The 18,929-nt window shown below is 61.6% G+C and carries 12 protein-coding genes and 1 pseudogene; 12 read left to right on the top strand and 1 reads right to left on the bottom strand.

What is annotated here, in order from left to right:
* Nucleotides 1–49 precede the first annotated feature (49 nt).
* The 12 genes and pseudogenes from J2Z31_RS09995 (at nucleotide 50) to gcvA (ending at nucleotide 13,615) form a co-directional block, all read left to right on the top strand.
* Nucleotides 50–955: an alpha/beta fold hydrolase gene (locus J2Z31_RS09995; RefSeq protein WP_209601737.1), complete on the top strand. Its 906-nt coding sequence runs from the start codon at nucleotides 50–52 to the stop codon at nucleotides 953–955.
* A 66-nt stretch (nucleotides 956–1,021) separates the two neighbouring features.
* Nucleotides 1,022–2,128: an AbrB family transcriptional regulator gene (locus J2Z31_RS29755; protein WP_209601736.1), complete on the top strand. Its 1,107-nt coding sequence runs from the start codon at nucleotides 1,022–1,024 to the stop codon at nucleotides 2,126–2,128.
* A gap of 220 nt (nucleotides 2,129–2,348) precedes the next feature.
* A complete protein-coding gene (locus tag J2Z31_RS09985) occupies nucleotides 2,349–2,849 on the top strand; it encodes a tripartite tricarboxylate transporter TctB family protein (protein WP_209601735.1) in 501 nt (166 codons plus the stop codon).
* A 9-nt stretch (nucleotides 2,850–2,858) separates the two neighbouring features.
* Complete coding sequence (locus tag J2Z31_RS09980) at nucleotides 2,859–4,364, top strand: tripartite tricarboxylate transporter permease (protein WP_209601734.1); 1,506 nt, start codon at nucleotides 2,859–2,861, stop codon at nucleotides 4,362–4,364.
* A 171-nt stretch (nucleotides 4,365–4,535) separates the two neighbouring features.
* On the top strand, nucleotides 4,536–5,531 hold the full coding sequence (locus tag J2Z31_RS09975; protein ID WP_066870905.1) for a Bug family tripartite tricarboxylate transporter substrate binding protein: 996 nt from the start codon (nucleotides 4,536–4,538) through the stop codon (nucleotides 5,529–5,531).
* A 79-nt stretch (nucleotides 5,532–5,610) separates the two neighbouring features.
* Nucleotides 5,611–6,804: a CaiB/BaiF CoA transferase family protein gene (locus J2Z31_RS09970; protein WP_209601733.1), complete on the top strand. Its 1,194-nt coding sequence runs from the start codon at nucleotides 5,611–5,613 to the stop codon at nucleotides 6,802–6,804.
* 95 nt (nucleotides 6,805–6,899) lie between these two features.
* Nucleotides 6,900–8,264: an MmgE/PrpD family protein gene (locus J2Z31_RS09965; RefSeq protein WP_209601732.1), complete on the top strand. Its 1,365-nt coding sequence runs from the start codon at nucleotides 6,900–6,902 to the stop codon at nucleotides 8,262–8,264.
* 132 nt (nucleotides 8,265–8,396) lie between these two features.
* Nucleotides 8,397–9,197 carry an enoyl-CoA hydratase/isomerase family protein gene (locus J2Z31_RS09960; protein ID WP_209601731.1) on the top strand — a complete coding sequence of 267 codons (801 nt, stop codon included), beginning with the start codon at nucleotides 8,397–8,399 and terminating at the stop codon, nucleotides 9,195–9,197.
* An 11-nt stretch (nucleotides 9,198–9,208) separates the two neighbouring features.
* Nucleotides 9,209–11,278, top strand: coding sequence for an acetate--CoA ligase family protein (locus J2Z31_RS09955; RefSeq protein ID WP_209601730.1), 2,070 nt, complete (start codon nucleotides 9,209–9,211; stop codon nucleotides 11,276–11,278).
* 99 nt (nucleotides 11,279–11,377) lie between these two features.
* A pseudogene (locus J2Z31_RS29940) lies at nucleotides 11,378–12,117 on the top strand (thiolase family protein); the annotation flags it as partial.
* 21 nt (nucleotides 12,118–12,138) lie between these two features.
* Complete coding sequence (locus J2Z31_RS29935) at nucleotides 12,139–12,579, top strand: thiolase family protein (protein ID WP_408022029.1); 441 nt, start codon at nucleotides 12,139–12,141, stop codon at nucleotides 12,577–12,579.
* A 124-nt stretch (nucleotides 12,580–12,703) separates the two neighbouring features.
* Nucleotides 12,704–13,615, top strand: a complete 912-nt coding sequence (gcvA, locus tag J2Z31_RS09945) for a transcriptional regulator GcvA (RefSeq protein WP_173510780.1) — start codon at nucleotides 12,704–12,706, stop codon at nucleotides 13,613–13,615.
* 1,060 nt (nucleotides 13,616–14,675) lie between these two features.
* On the opposite strand, the gene J2Z31_RS29750 is transcribed toward gcvA, so the two are convergent.
* Nucleotides 14,676–18,845 (bottom strand): DUF3883 domain-containing protein, encoded by a 4,170-nt coding sequence (locus J2Z31_RS29750; protein ID WP_209601729.1) that lies wholly within the window; start codon nucleotides 18,843–18,845, stop codon nucleotides 14,676–14,678.
* Between the last annotated feature and the right edge of the window lie 84 nt (nucleotides 18,846–18,929).

Below are 18,929 nucleotides of genomic sequence, written 5' to 3'. Positions count from 1 at the left end.
TTGTGAACTGCGTCTATAGCGAGGAATGAATGGGCAGTAACATAACCAATTGTTTGATCTGGACTTGCCAATACGCAGGTGCAACTCCGCCGCTTTAACCGGTAAGTTCTCGGCTGGAGCGGGGAAACATCGGCACTCCATGAAACTCTATTTTGAAGCTGATCCTGACCGCGGGCAACCGCCGCTGCTGCTGGTTCACGGCCTGTTGTCGAGCCGGAACCATTGGATTCCGAATCTGGAACTCGCCAAGCATTTCCGGCGCGTCCGAATTGATTTGCCCGCTCATGGGCTTTCACCCACTCCAGGCGAGCCGAGCGCCGCAACCCCGGAGGCGGTCGTGAAGGCGATCGATGCGGTTCGCGAGCGTCTGCAGATCGACAAGTGGCATATCTGCGGTCAGAGTTTCGGTGCGGCACTGACGTTGCGCTATGCCCTGACGTACCCCAAGCGCGTCCTCGCGCAGATCTTCACGAATGCAAACGGCGCCTTGCGTGCCGACTGGACGCAAACGGACGACCAGCGCAATCGGGCATCTATCGAAGACATCCGCAGGAATGGACATGCCGCCATGCGCCGGATGACCTATCACCCATGCCATGCCAAGCGGTTTCCGCCGGACGTTCGCGACATGCTCAGCAAGGATGCAGACGCGACGGATGCTACAGGAATTGCCCTGCTTCTCGAACAGGCGACACCGGTGCTTTCGGTACGTGGACGACTCGGCGATCTGCGCACCCCGACGCTTCTCATTAACGGCCGCTGGGAAAACCAATTCCAGCCTGCCCGGAATTGGTTATCCGAGGCGCATCCCCACATCGCCATCATCGACATCGAAGGCGGACATTCGATCAATATCGAACGTCCACAAGAGTTCGACGCCGCGGTAGTCGACTTCCTGTCCGCGCGAGAACGAGGCCCCGCGTGGCAATTCGGTACGCAATGGCAGGCGAAATGACGTCATCTCGATGCCTATGCTGCGCGGTGCGGAACAGCGAAGACCTGTCGAGCGGGGGCCACGCGCGTGCCGCCATCGGGTGAAACCGCCGACCGCCAGCTTCTGGCGCGCCTTGTCGCTGTGTACCTGTTCGGTGCTGGCGCTGGGGCGTTTGCGGCATGGATCGGTTCGCCGCTGCCATGGATGATCGGACCGCTGCTTGCCACGGCATCGCTCTACCTGACGGGCGTGGTCGACATCACCATACCCGTCAAGACACGGCCGATCGGCCAGATCGTCATTGCGTCGCAGGTGGGCGTGTATTTCTCACCCGCCGCATTCGCCATGCTCCTGGCTTTCGCACCGCTCCTGATCGGGATGGCACTCGCCACGGCATGCTGCGCGCTCGTGGTCGCTCTCTTGCTCACGCGTGTGGCCAATCTGAATCTGACCGCAGCCTTTCTCTCCTCTTTGCCGACAAGTCCGGTGGAGGCAGCCGTGATGGCCGAACGCTACAAATGCAATCCGGGACCGGTCATACTCTCGCAGACCGTGCGGATCGCGTCCGTTGTGGTCCTGGTTCCCGTCGCCATCTACATAATCGATGGATGGCCAACTCGCGACATGGTGCGGACAACGCCCGAGCTCGAGGCAATTGGTGTTGTCCTTCTCGCCGGTATAGGAATGGCCGGGGCGTTGCTGGCCCGAGCATGTCGTGTGCCCAATCCCTTCTTCCTTGGTCCCTTGGCTGCCTCCTCGGCCATTTCGGCGCTTGGCGTTGCCCCGTCCTTCTATCCGTCAGTCGTTCTTTCCGGCGCGCAGATCATTCTTGGCGTCTGGCTTGGCTCGACCTTCCGCAGATCACTCTTCGCTGCGGCCGGGCGACTCGTCACGGCTTCCATCGGCACGACGCTTCTCATGCTCGCTCTTACGGCGATGATCGCCGTCATCGTCTCCAGGATGGCCGGACTGAGCTGGGAGCTGATGGTGCTGGGCACTGCACCGGGCGGCGTCACCGAGATGGCGCTGACAGCGAAGTTTCTGGGCCAGGATGTCGCGCTGATCACAGCCTTTCATTTGACCCGCATCTTCATCCTGATGCCGAACATTCCCTGGATCATCCGGATGATCCACAGATTTGAGCGTCGCCGAAATTGCCGCGACGGCCGCAACGGTTCGGATCGGCGGCCGTGACGTCCGCCTTCGCGTGCGTGGCCAGCTTGACCAAAGCGAATGAACATTCTGCCCAATATATACTCAGTTCAATTCACTGCTCTCATTGCCCATAACGAAGATCGAGGCCGTGCCGCAGGGCGTGCCTCTTTGCGCCGTCATCTCACAACACATCGAACGGCGCTGGAGGATATGGCTGTCGCGCGGCACTTGCCGAAAGACGGCAGCAAGGAGGAGACCAATGGAGAATGAGGCTCTCAACAAGGGCGAGGAGCCCGTGCAGGGCTATGTCCGCATACCTTTGTCGATACTAGAAATCGCGACTGGCCTGATCGTGCTCGCGATTCTCTCCTGGTACGTCGTCGAGGCGTACCACTTGCCGAAGCCGTTCAATTCAACGGATGTCGGCGCAGGCGGCTTCCCGCTTCTCGTTGCCTTCGGGACTGGTATTGCAACCTTATCGATGATCGGTCTCGCGGTCGCGCGGCATATGGGCAAGATGGGGAAAGCCGACAGCCGTTGGCGGCGACCGCTTTTTGTTCTGACCGTCGCTCTACTCCTTGTCGGTCAGGCCGTGACCTTTGAAACGCTGGGTGTCTATCTCTGCACCGCGCTCTTCTCCGCTGCGATCATGGTGGCGGCTGGCGAGCGCCGCATCCTGCATGTGCTGGGCGTGTCCATCGGCTTGGTCGCATTCATCTATGTTGTGTTCGCGCTTGCGTTGAACGTTGTCTTTCCTTGAGGGGCTGCCATGATTGAAAACCTTCTCTCAGGCTTCTCGGCGTTCGGCGATCCGCTGGTGTGGCTGAGCCTCATCTTCGGCTCGCTCGTCGGTTATCTCATCGGGGCGATTCCTGGTCTCGGCCCCAGTCTCGGCGTCGCATTGCTCATCCCATTCACCTACGGGCTTGACCCCGTCGTCTCGATCGTTGGCCTGGTGGCCTTGTATGCCGCGGCAGAATATGGCGGCGCGATCACCGCCATTCTCATCAACTCGCCCGGCACGTCGGCCGCAGTCGCGACGGCTTGGGACGGCTATCCGCTGAGCCAGCAGGGAAAGGCGGGCGAAGCCCTCCTGGTGTCGATCGTCACATCCGGCATCGGTATCTTCATCAGTGCCCTGTTCCTGCTGTTTACCGCCGTTCCGCTCTCGGAATTCGCATTGCGGTTCGGACCCGGTGAATACTTCGCTCTGGCGCTTGTCGGGCTCAGCCTGGTGGTCGGCCTTGCGGAGGGCTCGGTTGTCAAGGGCGCGGTCGCGATGGGCATCGGTCTCGCGCTCGCGACGGTCGGGCTGGATACGCAGACCGGCACGCCACGTTTTGCCGCGTCGGTAGAGCTCTTCGAGGGACTGCCCCTCGTGCCGGTGCTGCTGGGGCTTTATGCGCTTTCGGAGGTCCTCTTCCTCGTCGAAGAGGGCGTGACAGCCAAGATCAAGAGCGCGCCGCTTGGCGGCTGGCGCACCTGGAACTGGAAGGGCCTATGGTCGCTCAACGGCGTCGTCTTTAGAAGCTCGGTGCTCGGCTACATCATCGGCATCATTCCCGGTGCGGGCGCGTCCATTGCCTCCTTTATTGCCTATGCGGTGGCCAAGAAAACTTCCAAGACTCCGGAGCGATTTGGCAAGGGATCTATCGAGGGTGTCGCGGCCTCGGAAGCGGCGAACAACGCTGCCGTCTCCGGTGCGATGGCACCTTTGCTTGCGCTCGGCATTCCCGGTTCCCCGACGACGGCGGTGATGATCGGCGCCCTGATGATCCAGGGCATTCAGCCGGGGCCTCTGCTGTTCAGCCGCAACCCCGAGATTCCCTACACTATCTTCGCGTCGCTCTGGATCGGCGTGCCGGTCATGGTGTTCATCGGGCTTGCCGGTGCGCGTGCCTGGGCTCATGTGGCAAACATTCCCGGTCCCGCTATCGCGGCGATCGTCGCGGGAATTTGCCTTGTGGGGGCCTACGCCTCCGAGGGCACCATGTTTCCGGTCTACGTGATGACTGCCTTCGGTATCCTCGGTTACCTGCTTAGAAAGCTGCAGGTTCCGCTGGCTCCGATAATTCTTGCTCTGGTGCTTGGCGAGATGATGGAAACCAATTTCCGGCGGGCGCTGATTACGTCCCATGGCTCTCTTGAGATCTTCTACACCTCGCCTCTGACGGTCGCGTTGCTTTTGACAGCCATCCTCGCATTCGCGCTTCCGGCCGTTGGCTTCATTCGGAAGCGCCGGCGTGCCGCCATGGCCGCCGATCCTTCGGTGTAGGGCTGACAATGCTCGGACAGTCGGTTCATCCATTCGCTGTCCGAGCATGATGACCAAGAATTGCGGTCATCTGACCTGACTAAATCTCAGTTCATTCCGCGGGTCCGAGATACCACACTGGTCACATCGTGGAGGACCCTGTCTCTTTCATTCAAACTTGGGAGGAGTTTCATGTCATTCAATCTGTTCAAGGCAGCGCGCGCGTTTACGGCGGTTGCGTCTTTCTCAGTCGTTGCCTCTCTGGGCAGTCCCGTCGTCGCGGAGACGGCTTGGAAGCCATCAGGCCCTGTCAACGTCGTCATGCATACCAAACCGGGCGGAACGGCGGACATCTTCATCCGCACTTTGGCGCAATCCCTGGAGCCTATGATCGGTCAGCCGATTGTCGTGGTGAACGCGCCGGGTGCCGGAGGGGCGACCCAGATGGCTCATGTCAGCCAAGCCAAGCCCGATGGCGTGACGATTGGCATCAACACGATGAGCCATTTCACGAGCATGTTGACCAATCTCAAGGGAACATTCTCGGTCGACGACTTCTCCTGGATAGCCTCCACGCAGGAAGACCCGATCATCTATTTCGTTCGCACGGATTCCGAAATCAAATCACTGTCGGACCTCGTCGCAAAGGCGAAAGCCAGCTCCGGCACAATCAATATCGGCGGGTTCGGGCCCGTGGGCTCAATGCAGCATCTTGGCACGGCCATGCTCGAGAGCGCAGCAGGCGTAAAGTTCAATTGGGTCGGTTTCGACTCGACTCCCGACATCATGACGGCCTTGCTTGGTGGGCACGTGGATGTGGGCGTTTCGAATCTCGGGCCGACCGCACCCTTCTTCGAATCCAAGCGGATCATCGGTCTCGGTGTTCTGGGTGAAAAGCGGCTCAATGGCCTGCCGGACGTTCCGACCTTCGGCGAGCAAGGCTACAAGGTCGATACGAGCTGGGTGCAGGTGCGCGGCGTCTTCGGTCCGAAGGACATGCCGCTTGAACTCCAGCAGCAGATTGCCGACGCCATCCACGAGGCGATGAAGGCGAAGACCTACCAGGACTACGCCCGCAGCACTGGTGTCATCGATTCCTGGATGGGGCCGAAGGAATATGACGCCTTCGTACGCGACGTCAGCAAGATCGCGACCAAACAGCTCGAGGCAGCCGGGCTTCTGCAGTAGTCGGATGCCTCTGCGTGAGATGCTCCGGCGGAACCGCATCCGCCTGAGTAAATGAAGGAAGAATGGATAAGGAAAGACCATGACGAGGGCCCTTGCCGGTTTCCGTGTCATAGACACCACCCACGTGCTGGCGGGACCGTTCGCCAGCTATCAGATGGCCGTGCTCGGCGCCGACGTGATCAAGGTCGAGGATCCGTCCGATCCGGACCAGGCGCGCCTTCAGGGCTCAGATCGCGATCTCAGCAGTGCCGGCATGGGGACTGCCTTCATGGCACAGGCGTCGAACAAGAAGGCGGTTGCACTGAACCTGAAGACCGAATCCGGCCGTGACGCCTTGAAGCGCCTCATCGAAACGGCGGACGTCTTCGTCGAGAACTACCGGCCCGGTGCATTTGAAGCCTTGGGGCTTGGCTACGAAGAACTACGCGAACGTAATCCCAGCCTGATCTACTGCTCGATCTCGGCTTTCGGCTCGACCGGACCGCGCCGGGAGCAGACGGGCTATGATTCCGTTCTGCAGGCGTTCTCGGGCATGATGGCTATGACCGGCAGCGACGATGGCGATCCTCTGAAATGCGGCGCTCCCGTCGTTGACTATGCAACAGGTACAACGGCCGCCTATGCCATCACGGCGGCCCTCCTGCAGCGTGAACGCAACGGCGGCAGCGGGCAGTTCGTCGACGTCTCCATGCTGGACGTGGCGCTCGTCCTGTGTAGCCCCTACGTCACGGGATATCTGTGGAATGGCAGTCATCCGAAGCCGAAGGGCAATCGATTTCCCTTCGCCACGATCGGCCAGTACCGCGCCTCTGACGCGGAACTGATGATAGCGGCGTCGAACCTCGAGCAGCAGCGCCGCCTGTGGATCGCCCTCGGGCGCGAGGATCTTATAAAGCAGAACAACAATCAGCGGCTGGACAGCCATGCCGAGGAGGAGGCTGCGCTCAGCAGCATCATCGTCACCATGCCTGCCGACTACTGGGAGCATTTCTTCCGGGAAAGGCGGATACCAGCGGCGCGAGTGCGCCAGCTCAAAGAGGCGCTTGCGGATCCGCAAATTGCATCGCGGCCGCTTCTGCACAAACACTCGGCGCCCGGTACGTCGACGGATGGCTTGGTGGTTCCCGTCGCGGGCTTCACCATGTCGAAGAGCGCGCCCGGCCTGAGTTTCCCGCCGCAGCCCCTCGGTGCGCAAACTGAGGAGATCCTGCGGGGGATCGGTTTCGGCAGTGCGGACCTCGAGAGGCTTCGTGCTGAAGGCGCGATCAACTGAAAGGCGGAGAACATGAGACGCCGACATGTTTTGATGATGCTTACACCGCAGCGGGTCTCACCCTCTCGGGAGGATAGGCTGGGAGCGACCTTGCGATGAGCAATCCGCTTTCGGCTTTGGCCCAGGCGGCTTGCGATTGGCGCCGAAGGCCGATTGACGGCGCCGTTGAGTGGGCGGTGCGCCGCGCGATTCTGGACTGGTTTGCAACGACGTTGCCCGGCTGCGTGCGCGCGCCGGCGATAATGCTGGCCAAGGCGGTGCCGGAGACGGATGGCAGCGGCGGCGCATGGTCCTACGTCGACGGCCGCGCCTCTACGCCGCGCCGTGCGGCTCTTCTCAACGCCACGGCCAGCCACACCGTCGAATTCGACGACATTTTCAAGGATGGCGGCTATCATCCGGGCAGCCCGACTATTGCGGCCGCTCTCGCTCTCGCGCAGCATCTCGGGTCAAGCCTTGAAGAGTTGCACCGCGCGATAGTCGCCGGCTACGAAGTGGGTTGCCGGATTTCGCTGGCCATTCAGCCCAGCCACTACACCTTCTGGCACACCACATCGACCGTCGGCACCATCGGCGCGGCGGTCGCGGGGGCGATGCTTCTCGGCGCGGATGATAGGAGTCTCGGCAATGCCATCGCGCTGTCGTCAAGTTTCGCGGGCGGGCACCAGCAGAACCTCCAGGGAAAGGGCCTCGCAAAGGCCCTGCATCCGGGGCATGCGGCAGATGCAGGCTTGCTGGCTGCGATGGCAGCCGCGGTGGGAATTGCCGGCTCGTCGGATAGTCTCGACGCAGAGAACGGTTTTGCGGCTGCGACAAGCGATACGACCGGCAATTGGGAAGCGGCGCTTGCGGGCCTTGGAGAGTGGACACCGATCACCCGCATGACAGTCAAGGCGCACGGATGTTGCGGCCATATCTTTCCTGCGCTCGATGCCATTGCAGTTATGAGCGAGCGTCACTCCTTCCGCGAAAAAGACATCGCGCGGATCGAAGTGCACGGTTATCGCGCCACCGAAGCGATGTGCAATCGGCCAGATCCCGCGTCGGCGCAGGATGCGCGTTTCAGCCTGCAATATTGCCTTGCCGCACGACTGATCCTCGGAGCGGTCCGCCTCGCCGCCTTTGAGGAGGAGACCCTGGCGCGCGCGGACATTCGCGAACTGATGACGAGAATTTCCGTGACCGAGGATCCAGACCTTACCGTTGAATATCCACGCCGTCGACAGGCCCGTCTGAGGGTGATCTTGCGCGATGGCCGTGTGCTTGAACATCTTCAACAGACGCGGCGAGGCGATCCCGAGAATCCTCTGAACGACGCGGAGATAGTCGCGAAGTTCCACGAACTGGCGTCCGGAATTCTCTCGGACACCGATGCGGCTTCGCTTCGCGATGCGATCCTGTACGGCGCCGAGCTGCCGCGAAAAATGCTGGTCGCCCCGGCAGGAGGGAGTCTCCCCTAAACCGATGGTTGGGCTAACGAGGCCAGATGATCAGTTGTCCAGACGACAGTCCGAAGACATGGATGCCTTAGCCAAGTGAAAGATCGCGCCAGTGCCACTAGATCGGCGCTCGAAGAGGAAGGAACAAAAGGAATGACCGTTGATGTTCGTGAACATGAGTTCATAGCGGTTTCCCACAAGAACGGCATCGCGACGGTAACATTGAACCGACCTGATGTCCGCAACGCCATCAACGATCAGATGCGGTCTGAACTGATCGAAGCCTTCGAGAAGGTTGGTGCCGACCGATCGGTTCGTGCGGTCGTTCTGACGGGCGCCGGCAAGGGCTTCTGCTCCGGTGGCGATGTATCGGGCATGCGCGCGCGTCTGGAGGTCCCTGCGGGAGAAGTCGCCTTCAACGGCTGGACTCGCCAGCGCAGCACGCACAAGGGAGTGGCCGTCATCCATGGCCTCTCTAAGCCGGTCATTGCCGCGGTCAATGGCGCAGCTTTCGGGCTCGGTCTCGATATGGCACTCGCCTGCGATTTCATTGTCGCAGCAGAGGGCGCGAAAATGTCGATGAGCTTCATCAAGCGTGGCCTCGTATCGGATGGCGGCGGGATGTATTTCCTGCCGCGTCGCGTGGGCCTCGCCCGCGCCAAGGAGCTCATTCTGACGGGGAGGGTGGTCGAGCCTGAGGAGGCGCTGCGGATCGGCATGATCGACAGAATTTCGCCGGTGGATACCCTGATTGATGACGCTCAGCTCTGGGCGGAACAGGTGAGCGCCGGCTCGCCGGCCGCCATTGCCCTGACAAAGGCCATTCTCGACAAGACCTTCGAGAGCAGCGATGAGGCGATTTTCGCTCTCGGCCGCGAGGCGCAGGCAATCTGCTACACCACGGCCGAACATCGTGCGTCCGTCGAAGCATTCCTCAACAAGACCAGCGCGTGAGGCAGGCCAAGATGACTTTCATTGATGCGCTTCTGAACCCCTCCAGCGTAGCCGTCGTTGGCGCCTCTTCTGATGCTGCGAAGCTTACGGGACGGCCGATCGCTTATCTGCAACAGCACGGCTACAAGGGTCGGATCTACCCCATCAACCCGCGCTATGAAACGATCGGCGACCTGACATGCTATGCGGATGCGCAGGCACTGCCCGAGGCGCCGGATCTCGGGCTCGTGCTCGTCGGTGCCAATCGAGTGATCGAATCCGTTCGCCAGCTTGCCGCTGTGGGCACCAAAGCGGCGATCGTTCTCGCAAGCGGCTTCGGCGAGGCCGGCGAGGAGGGGCTTCGTCTCCAGGCCGAGCTGCGCGCGGCCGCGGGTTCGATGCGGATTCTGGGCCCCAATACGATAGGACTGGTCAACCTGACGGACCGGATCATGCTGACGGCAAGCGGCGCCATGGAGATGACGGACTTCCGTGCCGGCGGAATTGCCCTTTTGTCGCAGAGCGGGGGGCTTCTCGGATCTCTGCTCTCGCGCGGGGTCGGACGCGGGGTCGGTTTTTCCAAGCTGATTGCAACGGGAAATGAATCCGACATCGAAGTTGCCGACCTTCTCGATGCCATGGCGGACGATCCGGCAACCAGGATTGTTGCCCTTTATCTCGAAACCGTGCGTAACGTGGAGAAATTCCGCAATGCCGCCGCGCGGGTTATTGCGGCCGGCAAACCCATCGTCGCCTACAAGGTCGGTCGGTCGGAGTCCGGCGCGCAGTCCGCCATCTCCCACACCGGCGCGCTGGCCGGCGCGGACAAGGTGTATGACGCCTTGTTCAAGCAACTCGGTATCATCCGGGCGCAGACGTTCGCAGACCTCCTAGACATCCCTGCCGGCCTGTCCCAGGGGCGTCTTCTTTCAGGCAAGCGCATTGCAATCGTGACGTCGACAGGCGGCGCGGCGACGATCGTCGCCGACAATGTCGGACTTGCCGGCCTCGAAATGCCGAGCCCCGATCCCGACACTGCGGAAAAGCTGCTGGCGCTCGATCTCAAGGAGGCGGTTCTCGACCGCAATCCGATCGACGTCACGTTGGCCGGCCTGCGTCCGGATCTCTTCCGATCCATCCTGAAAATCCTGTCGGAGAGCGCCACCTACGACGCCATCGTCGTTGTCGTGGGGTCGTCCTCGATAGGGCAGCCGAATGTCGTCGCCCGGCCGCTACTCGAGTCGATGGACATCAGTAACAAGCCCATCATCGCTTATGTCAGCCCCGAAGCGCCGGGCATCGTGCAACACTTGAATACCAACGGGATCCCGGCCTATGCGGCTCCCGAAAGCTGCGCAGCGGCGCTATGCGCACTGCGGCCGCGAGGCGAAGCAGACTCGTCCGAGCGGCGGCGGCCCCCTGCTGTGGACGGTGCGGACCTACCGCAAGGCTCGTTGAATGAGGCCGACGCGAAGCGCCTTTACGCCCGCTTCGGATTCCCGGTCACACGCGAAATCGAGGCGGCAACGCCGGCAGACGCAGCGGCCAAGGCGACCGCATTCGAAGGATCCGTAGTGATTAAGATCCTCTCGAAGGAAATCCTGCACAAGTCGGAGGTTGGAGGTGTTGAAGTCGGCGTCGCCACAGCGGACGTCGAAACGGTATGCGAGCAGATGCTGTCGCGCATCCAGGTGGCTGCGCCCGGCGCGAAGGTCGATGGCTTCCTGATCCAGGAGCTGGTCAGGGGCGGCGTTGAGTTCATCCTCGGCTACAACCGCGATCCTCATCTCGGGCCGTGCGTTCTGTTGGGCGCGGGGGGTGTCACCACTGAGTTGTACCAGGACGTCGCAATGCGGCTCTTGCCGGTGACGCGCCAACAGGTTCGCGACATGGTCCGCGAACTGAAGTGTTCGGCCCTTCTGGAGGGCTTCCGCGGTCGGCCGGTCGCCGATACGGAGGCTTTGATCGACGCCGTCCTGGTATTCGCGGACATGGCGGTGGCGCTGGACGATCGGTTGGAAGAGGCGGAGATCAATCCGGTCTTCGTGCTGCCCAAGGGCTCCGGCGTGCGCGCCGGCGACGCGTTGCTTGTGCTTCGCTGATTTCGGCGACCCGGTCACCAGTGGCTCGCCCCGCGTCGGGCCTTGGATGCGTGCGGCCGGCGTGGCCCCATTAGTTACCTATCCTCGGAGCCTGCACCTATGTCTGACGTCTACATTTGCGACTACATCCGCACCCCGATCGGCCGCTTCGGCGGGACGCTTGCGCCGGTGAGGCCGGATGATCTCGGCGCCATCGTGCTGAAAGCATTGATGATCCGTCAGTCGTCCCTGGATTGGGCAGCGGTTGACGAGGTGATCTTTGGCTGCGCAAATCAGGCGGGCGAGGACAACCGCAACGTGGCCCGCATGTCGTCGCTTCTTGCCGGATTGCCGGTGGAGGTTCCCGGAACGACGATCAACAGGCTCTGCGGTTCCGGAATGGATGCGATCATCACTGGGTTTCGTGCCATCCGATCCGGCGAGGCCGAACTGATAGTCGCTGGCGGCGTGGAAAGCATGAGCCGCGCCCCTTTCGTGGTGCCGAAGGCCGAGACGGCCTTCAGCAGGGAGTCGTCGATACAGGACACGACGATCGGGTGGCGTTTCATCAATCCGGTCATGAAGGCTCAATACGGAGTCGATTCGATGCCTGAAACTGCCGAGAATGTCGCGGAGGAGTTCGGGATATCGCGAGCGGACCAGGATGCGTTCGCCTTCCGCTCGCAGCAGAAGGCCGCTGCCGCCCAGGCACGCGGGAGGCTGGCCGAAGAGATCTTCCCGGTGAAAATCCCCCAGCGAAGGGCGACGCGGTTCTGTTCGACCGTGATGAACATCCGCGCGAGACGACGCTGGAAGGACTGGCAGGTCTCAAGGCGCCCTTCCGTCAAGGTGGGTCGGTCACGGCAGGCAACGCGAGCGGTGTGAACGATGGAGCGGCCGCCCTGATCCTTGCCAATGAGACTGCCGCAAAGCGTCACCGCCTGATGCCCATTGCGCGAATCCTTGGCGGGGCAACGGCTGGCGTTCCTCCACGGATCATGGGCTTCGGGCCGGCACCGGCCTGTCGGAAGTTGATGGCGCGGCTAGAATTGGAGCCGGAGGCGTTCGATGTCATCGAGCTGAACGAGGCATTCGCAAGTCAGGGCCTAGCCTGTCTGCGCGACCTCGGCATTGCCGATGACGATCCCCGCGTCAATCCCAACGGTGGTGCGATCGCTCTCGGCCACCCGCTCGGCATGTCCGGCGCGCGTATTACCGGGACAGCGGCACTGGAACTTGCGAGGATCAATGGCCGCTATGGCGTTGCCACCATGTGCATCGGCGTGGGGCAGGGGATTGCCATTGCCCTGGAACGGGTGTGAGCACCGGGCTCGCAAACCCGGTTCAGACGCGCGGACAGACCGGTAAACCAAGGTCTAGCGGGACGCCTCGCCTGAAGCGCCGAAATATGTTTGGGCACGATCGGACATGACGTATGACTAACGAATGAGCAATATGATACCCCCTCTAAACCCGCTAAGGACCTTCGAAGCTGCTGCCCGCCTGTCCAGTCTGACGCAGGCCGCAGAAGAGCTGAACGTGTCTCAGGTGGCGGTCAGTCGCCAGGTGAAAGTGCTGGAGGAATATCTCGGCGTTGTGCTGTTCAAGCGGCTGCATCGCGGCATCGAGCTGACCGACGAGGGACGGCAACTCTATGAAGGCGTCACTCGAGCCTTCGTCGAAATCGGGAATGCGGCAAGGCGTGTGTCCCGGCGAGGTAGGCGGGATATTCTCGCCATCCAGTCTTACACGACCTTTTCCCAGCGCTGGCTTATTCCACGGCTGACGCAGTTTCATGAAGCATTCCCACGAATCGAGGTGCGTCTGAGTTCGTCTACCGCCCCGGTCGATTTCGAGACTCAGAACCTGGATGCTGCCATTCGCGCCGGAAAAGGAAATTGGCCCGATCTCCACAGCGAAAAGCTTGTCGACGTTGAACTGATTCCGATTTGTTCACCAGCCTTCCAGGAGGCCCACAAGCTCAGGTCCCCTGATGACTTGAGCCGTGTGCGGCTGCTGCATTCCATGGCACGTCCCACCGATTGGGCTGCCTGGCTCAAACGCGTCGGATCGACCGTCGACCCCGGCCCTGGCATCCGTTTCGAAAGTTCGGCACTCGCCTATGAGGCCGCTTCTCTGGATATCGGTGTCGCGATCGCAACCAAGGTCTTCGTGAAGAGACACCTTCAGGCCGGTAGCTTCGTCGCTCCGTTTGATATGACGTGTTACAGCGGCGAGGGTTATTATCTCACGTGGCCTAAGAACGTCACTCCGTCATTGCCTCTTCAGAAGTTTCTCTCTTGGATGCGCGAGCAAATCGATAGAGACGAGCTATTGATTTCTGATCCGCGGAGATAAGTGCCAGCAGGCATCTGCTTGGAATGAGTGAAACATGCGATCGCCCGGTTCGGCAAGCAGCAACGCGTCGACGGCCTAGCTCAACTCAGCTTTGGACCGTTGCCCTGCCGAGGCTCCTTGCGCGAATGCCACGTCCTCGACGATGAAGCCATTGTGTCGAGCCAGGCGAAATGCTGCGGTCGTAGATGACGGCTCAGATTCATTCTAATAGCCGAGCCAACGCCCCCTAACTCCGCCCGGAGCGGTCGTCCACCAGAAAATGGCTGGACGACCGCTTAGGGTCGAAACGGGCCTGCGCCGACCGGCCTGCGGATGATAGCTCTTGGCGCGCAAAGCGGAAGGATTTACCTCTGACATATTGGGTCCCCAGCCGATTTTTGTGCGATCGTAGATTGCAAAATCGGAGTGGCGCGAAGCTGCGGCTGCCGGCGCGGAAAAGGTGGCATGTAGCTGTAAAACCTACAGGATTTCTGGAGGCGATCATAGGATCAGAATGAGGCGGTACAGGCGTAAATTGTGCCTGCCTGGGGACCTCGGATTCTCACATGATTTCAGAGGGTTAGCGAAATTGCCTTTGATCTCCCTATATTTTCCCATCGCGAGCGACCGTGGATGCCACCTTTGTGCCCTGGCTATCAGTCAACAGGGCGGGCGAGCGGCAATAATTTCCGCTTTAGGACCTCAAGTTTGCGTTGAGGCGGCCATAAAGCGCTTGGCAGCCTTGCTCCGCTATTTCGGTCGCTCAACCGCGATTGCCTACTTCCTGAAAGTAGCCGTAGCTCGGTGGCGCCCAGCACGATTAGGAATTGCGGAGTGAGATTCGCATGCCCGGTGCCCGACTGCACAATCACCACCTCATAGCGGAACGCCAAGTAGCGTGCGCGGTTAATCAATGCCTTCAGGCCGGCAAGATCGCCCTTTTCGAATCGTGAAGGCTGGCGCGCTTGGTCGCACCGCTGCTGCAGCAGCAGGTGCCTCAGCATGCGCCGCGGATTCTCGCGCCAGTGCACCGGTTTTTGCGCCTCTTAGAGGCGGGACGCGGACCGGATAATGTTGGCGCTCAGCCGACATCCTCAATCTTGGCGCGCAGCAAACCCAGCTCAAGCAGTATTTGTCCAGTCCCGAGCAACTTCGCAGGATTTGGAAAGCACTTCGCGATCGGCGCCTGATCGGCGACGCGGTAGACCCGCCACAGCTCGTAACGATCGCGCTCGCGGAACGCCTTCTCGAATTCCTTACGCGGCCAATCAAATCGGCCATCGGTCCCAGTGGTGGCCTTGACCTCGAGCCATCGCGGACGCCCTTCCGCGTCGATCGAGCGGATATCATGGTCGGCACCGGGTTCGTCGCAAGAGGTCCAGATGACGTAGCGCTCCGGCTCGTCGTAGCCGAACTCGCGGACCTTCTTCAGCTCCATCCTGTAGATCAGTTCCTCGCCGCGCCTGCCGAGCAACCCGGCGCGCTCGACCTCCGCCGGCGTCGGCGGTAGCCACGTGCCGGAGCTGCCGCCGCCGCCCGACGATTGCTGCGGCTCGATCCGACTTCCCTTTGAAGGCGCGACCGTCAGATCGACTTCATTGATGTCGGGAAGCTTGAACGGTGGCGACGCAGGCGGTGGCGTAGGTGGCGGTGGGGGATTAGGGGGAGGAGGCGGTGCGGGCTCGACCGGTGGCGGCTCGGAGGCGCTCTTCTCCCAATCGGTGTCCAGATTGTCGAAGACCTGGCGGAGCGCGATCTCCTCCGCGTCGTCGTCACCATCCTCCTCCTCGAAATCGCCATCACCGTCGTCTTCGAGTTCCCATTCCCGCCCGCGCGGGATCCCCATGCGATCGAGATAGTCGGTAAGCTCTTCGAGCGTCCCTGCGAGGATCAATGGAGGGAAGGCATTGGCAAGACTGCGCATCGTTCCTACGCTGGTCGCGCCGGCGATTTCCGCGAGCGCCTCGGCCAGCAATAGCTGGAAGCCACCCTTGGTTTTTGGCGCCACGAATTCGATACGCTGCTCGCTGACGGCAACTTGCGCCGGTATCAGCACGCTGGCGTCGCCGACCGAGTAGCGACGTCCTATCGACTGAAAGAACCCAATCTCGGTGATCGTCGCCAAGCGCCCGGCGATCTCGCTGTGGCTCGCCGGAACGAACCCCGCATGCCCGTGGCGGTTGCGGAATGCGACCTCATAGAGCGCGCGGGCAAATTGCGGCCGATGCAACATCGCAAGGACGCGCTCGCTATGCTTTGGCTTGTACCAGAGATGCGGTCGTCCGGGTGACCCAAGCTCGGGCTGGCCGGTTCCGGCGATGGCCGATAGCGGTCGAATCCCGAGGGCGGTAAAGAAAACCCGCGAACGCTCTGAGCGCTCGATGATGCCGATGTTGCTATGGGTCGCGCGCAATTCCTGTTCGAGCGCTGCAAAGTCGGGCTCGACTAGCTGCCCCGCCCTGAGCTGGGCAAGCGTGAACAGGCGAGAACGATCGTCGAGCAAGCAGCTAACATTCTCCAAGCCGGCCGGCAATCCCAGTAGACCGCGAAGATTATATGCTTTGAGCAGTACACGACGTCGGCGCTGGTCGACCGGTCCCTCGATGTCCCACTCGCTATCGACGAATTCAAAGAATCGCGTCCAATGCTCGTCCGTTGGCGACGCCGGCGCGCCGAGGGCCTGATAGGCGTGTCCGACATCGTCGGCGTGTCGAAAGACCGGGATTGCTTCGGCCAACAGCGCGGGGATCCGCGGGCCGACCAAGATATCCGACGGGGCGTAATAGTCGTTCTGTACCCAGCAGACGCTTTGGTCCGCGAACTCGGCCTTTGCGCGTCGTTCGCGTCCGATCGCCGCTACAAGGGCAGGATAAACGAGGTCCGGCCGCGGCAGCGGCTCGGTCCGGTCGCGATGCGCCTCGATGATCTCGAGCAGCGTGTCGCTGTCCGGCGCGGTCTTCAGCTTGAGCTTGTGATGAAGAAGCTCATTCGTGCCGGCGACAATCAAGTCATCGTTATCGATGCAGAGCCGGTTGGCCGCAGTATCTAGGTGGAGAGTCTCGGGTGCGGCGCGTCGTCCGGACCTGGTCCTAAGCCAGGCGATCTCGCGCAGTTCTTCGACGATCGCGGTGCTCAGCAGTTTGAGATTCTCGGTGAGCAGCTTCTCGAAGCGCTCGGCAGTCTCCGGCCGATCCTCGACGAGGCCGGCGAAGCGAACGAGATCGGCACCGCTCAGGTTTTCACGAATCCGCAGGCGCGCCATCAGGTTTGGTGCTGCAAGCAATTCCTTGGACGGTCCGTCGATCGCGGGATCAAGGAAACGGGCGAGCGTCTTCTTGAGATTGACCATCTCCACCGGAGCGACCCAGTCGCCACGCTGGTTCTTCACCACGGGATTGCTGCGCAATGCCGACAGAGCAGCTCGGCTGATCGGCGCCTCACGTGCGAGCAGCTTTCGGTAGAGCGTTTCGCGCTCCCGGTCGTCCGGCGCCGCTTCCGCGGCGCGCTTGGAAGCGTCGATCAGCCATTGCTCTTCGTCGAAGACGCGGCAGTGGCCGGAAATCGCCTTGAACGGCACAAGGTCGGGGTGAAGTCGGTTCGCCTCGGGTTCTGGGCAATCAGCCCAGAGGTCCGGGTCGACGATCATCAGCTCAACGGCCGGTCTCAGGTTGCCTGTTGCGCTGAGCGTCGAGGCCGTGTTGCCGAGATCGAACCGCATCTGCTTTGAGAGCCGTCGCGGGAATGCCGAAAGCGCCGATGCTTGGCGCTTTTGCATGTCCAGCTCGCGCGTCGACTCGTCATAGTTGGTGAAATGAGAGTTCGCCGCCCCTTCGATCGTGGTTTTCAGGCTCTTCTCATTTTCACCCGCGCAGCGCAGCCGAACGAGGGATGCGACGGTAAACGGCTTCGCCCCGCATTTTTCCGCAAGCTTGCGCAGATTCTCGTCGGCGCTGAACGCGGGATCGAGATAGCGCGTGTCGCCGAGGAAGCCGGCATATAGGTCGTCGCTTGGCAGCACGATCGCACCCGCTTTGGCAAATCGCTTGTCGCCCCTTGCGCGCGTTGGCCAGCACGCATCCTCTCTGAGCCGTTCCGCCAACGTCGTTGCGAATCGATCGGGCGTGGCGGCGCCGGCACCCGCAAGCATTGTGAAGGCATCGGCGCCATATCGCACGAACCAGTCGGAAACGAGCAGGTCCATCACCAGTTCGACCGCCTGATCGATTAGCCAGTCGTTCCACTGGAGGTCGTTGAGGGCGCTGCGATCTTGGTTGAGGTCGAACGGAGCGCTCACGCTCACCGGGCAACCGGTTCGCGAGGCCGGAGCCTTCAATGGATAGTAGAAGTGGCCGTTATGGCCGATATCGATCTTGCGTCGCGCGATCGGCACCGAGACCGCGATCTTCACCCTGCCGCCGGCGGCCCTGTAGTACGATGGGAACCGCCGAGCCGCATATTCCGCCGGCAATTCGACGGTTCGCGAGAACTCCTCTTCCTGGAAAGAGATGACGCGCGCGTCGCCATCACTCATCCGGCCGCGCCGGGAGATCATCGATATGCCGGACGTACGACAGCGATCTGGTGACGCCTCTTGTCGCCAGCGCAGGACGCGCCCGGTTCGAATCGAACGAACGTTGACCTCGCGAAGGCCTGACTTCTTCCCGCTATGCGCCAGCTTGAGCAGTGTATCGGGCATGCTCGTCGCCATCAGCTCCAGCGCATGCGCCTCTCGCTCAACAGTGAACGCTTCCAGGGTTTCGGTCGATCGCGTCCGATAGGGCACGAACAGGCGGACGCCCTTCACGCCCCGAGATTCCGGATCGGGGGCGCGACCGGTCTCCTGCGTCTGAAGATCGAGGAGGGCTACCTGCCCGGAAGATCGGACGTGGATTTCATCCCCGAAGCGGAAGAGCGACCGCAGCCCGAAATTCTTTGAGCCTATTCCATTCTCCTTCGGCGCGACGACTTCTGCGCCCCGAGTGCCCATGACATTGCCGGTCCCGACGATCACCGAGAGCCGCTCCCAGCCGCTGCGCTCGATATTGCGACCAGAACCGATCACCTCGACCGATTTGCTCCCGAACGTCAGCGTGAGCTTGTCACCACCGCCGTCATACTCGTTTTGAACGAGCTCGCGTAGTACGTCGCCGGCATCGTGGCCGGCCACGAATTGTTCGATGACACTCGAACCAATGCGCGTGCGCCGGCTGGCACCATAATCGGGCGGCACATAGTCGGGTTCGTCAATCACGACATCCGGCGAAGATGTAGCCCTTGCTTTTCTCACCGGCCGAGAAGCCTTGGCACTCGCGATCGCCGACGCCGAACTCGCCGG

The organism is Sinorhizobium kostiense (assembly GCF_017874595.1).
In the GTDB taxonomy this organism is placed as follows: domain Bacteria; phylum Pseudomonadota; class Alphaproteobacteria; order Rhizobiales; family Rhizobiaceae; genus Sinorhizobium; species Sinorhizobium kostiense.
This window is presented reverse-complemented; position numbering and strand designations above follow the sequence as displayed.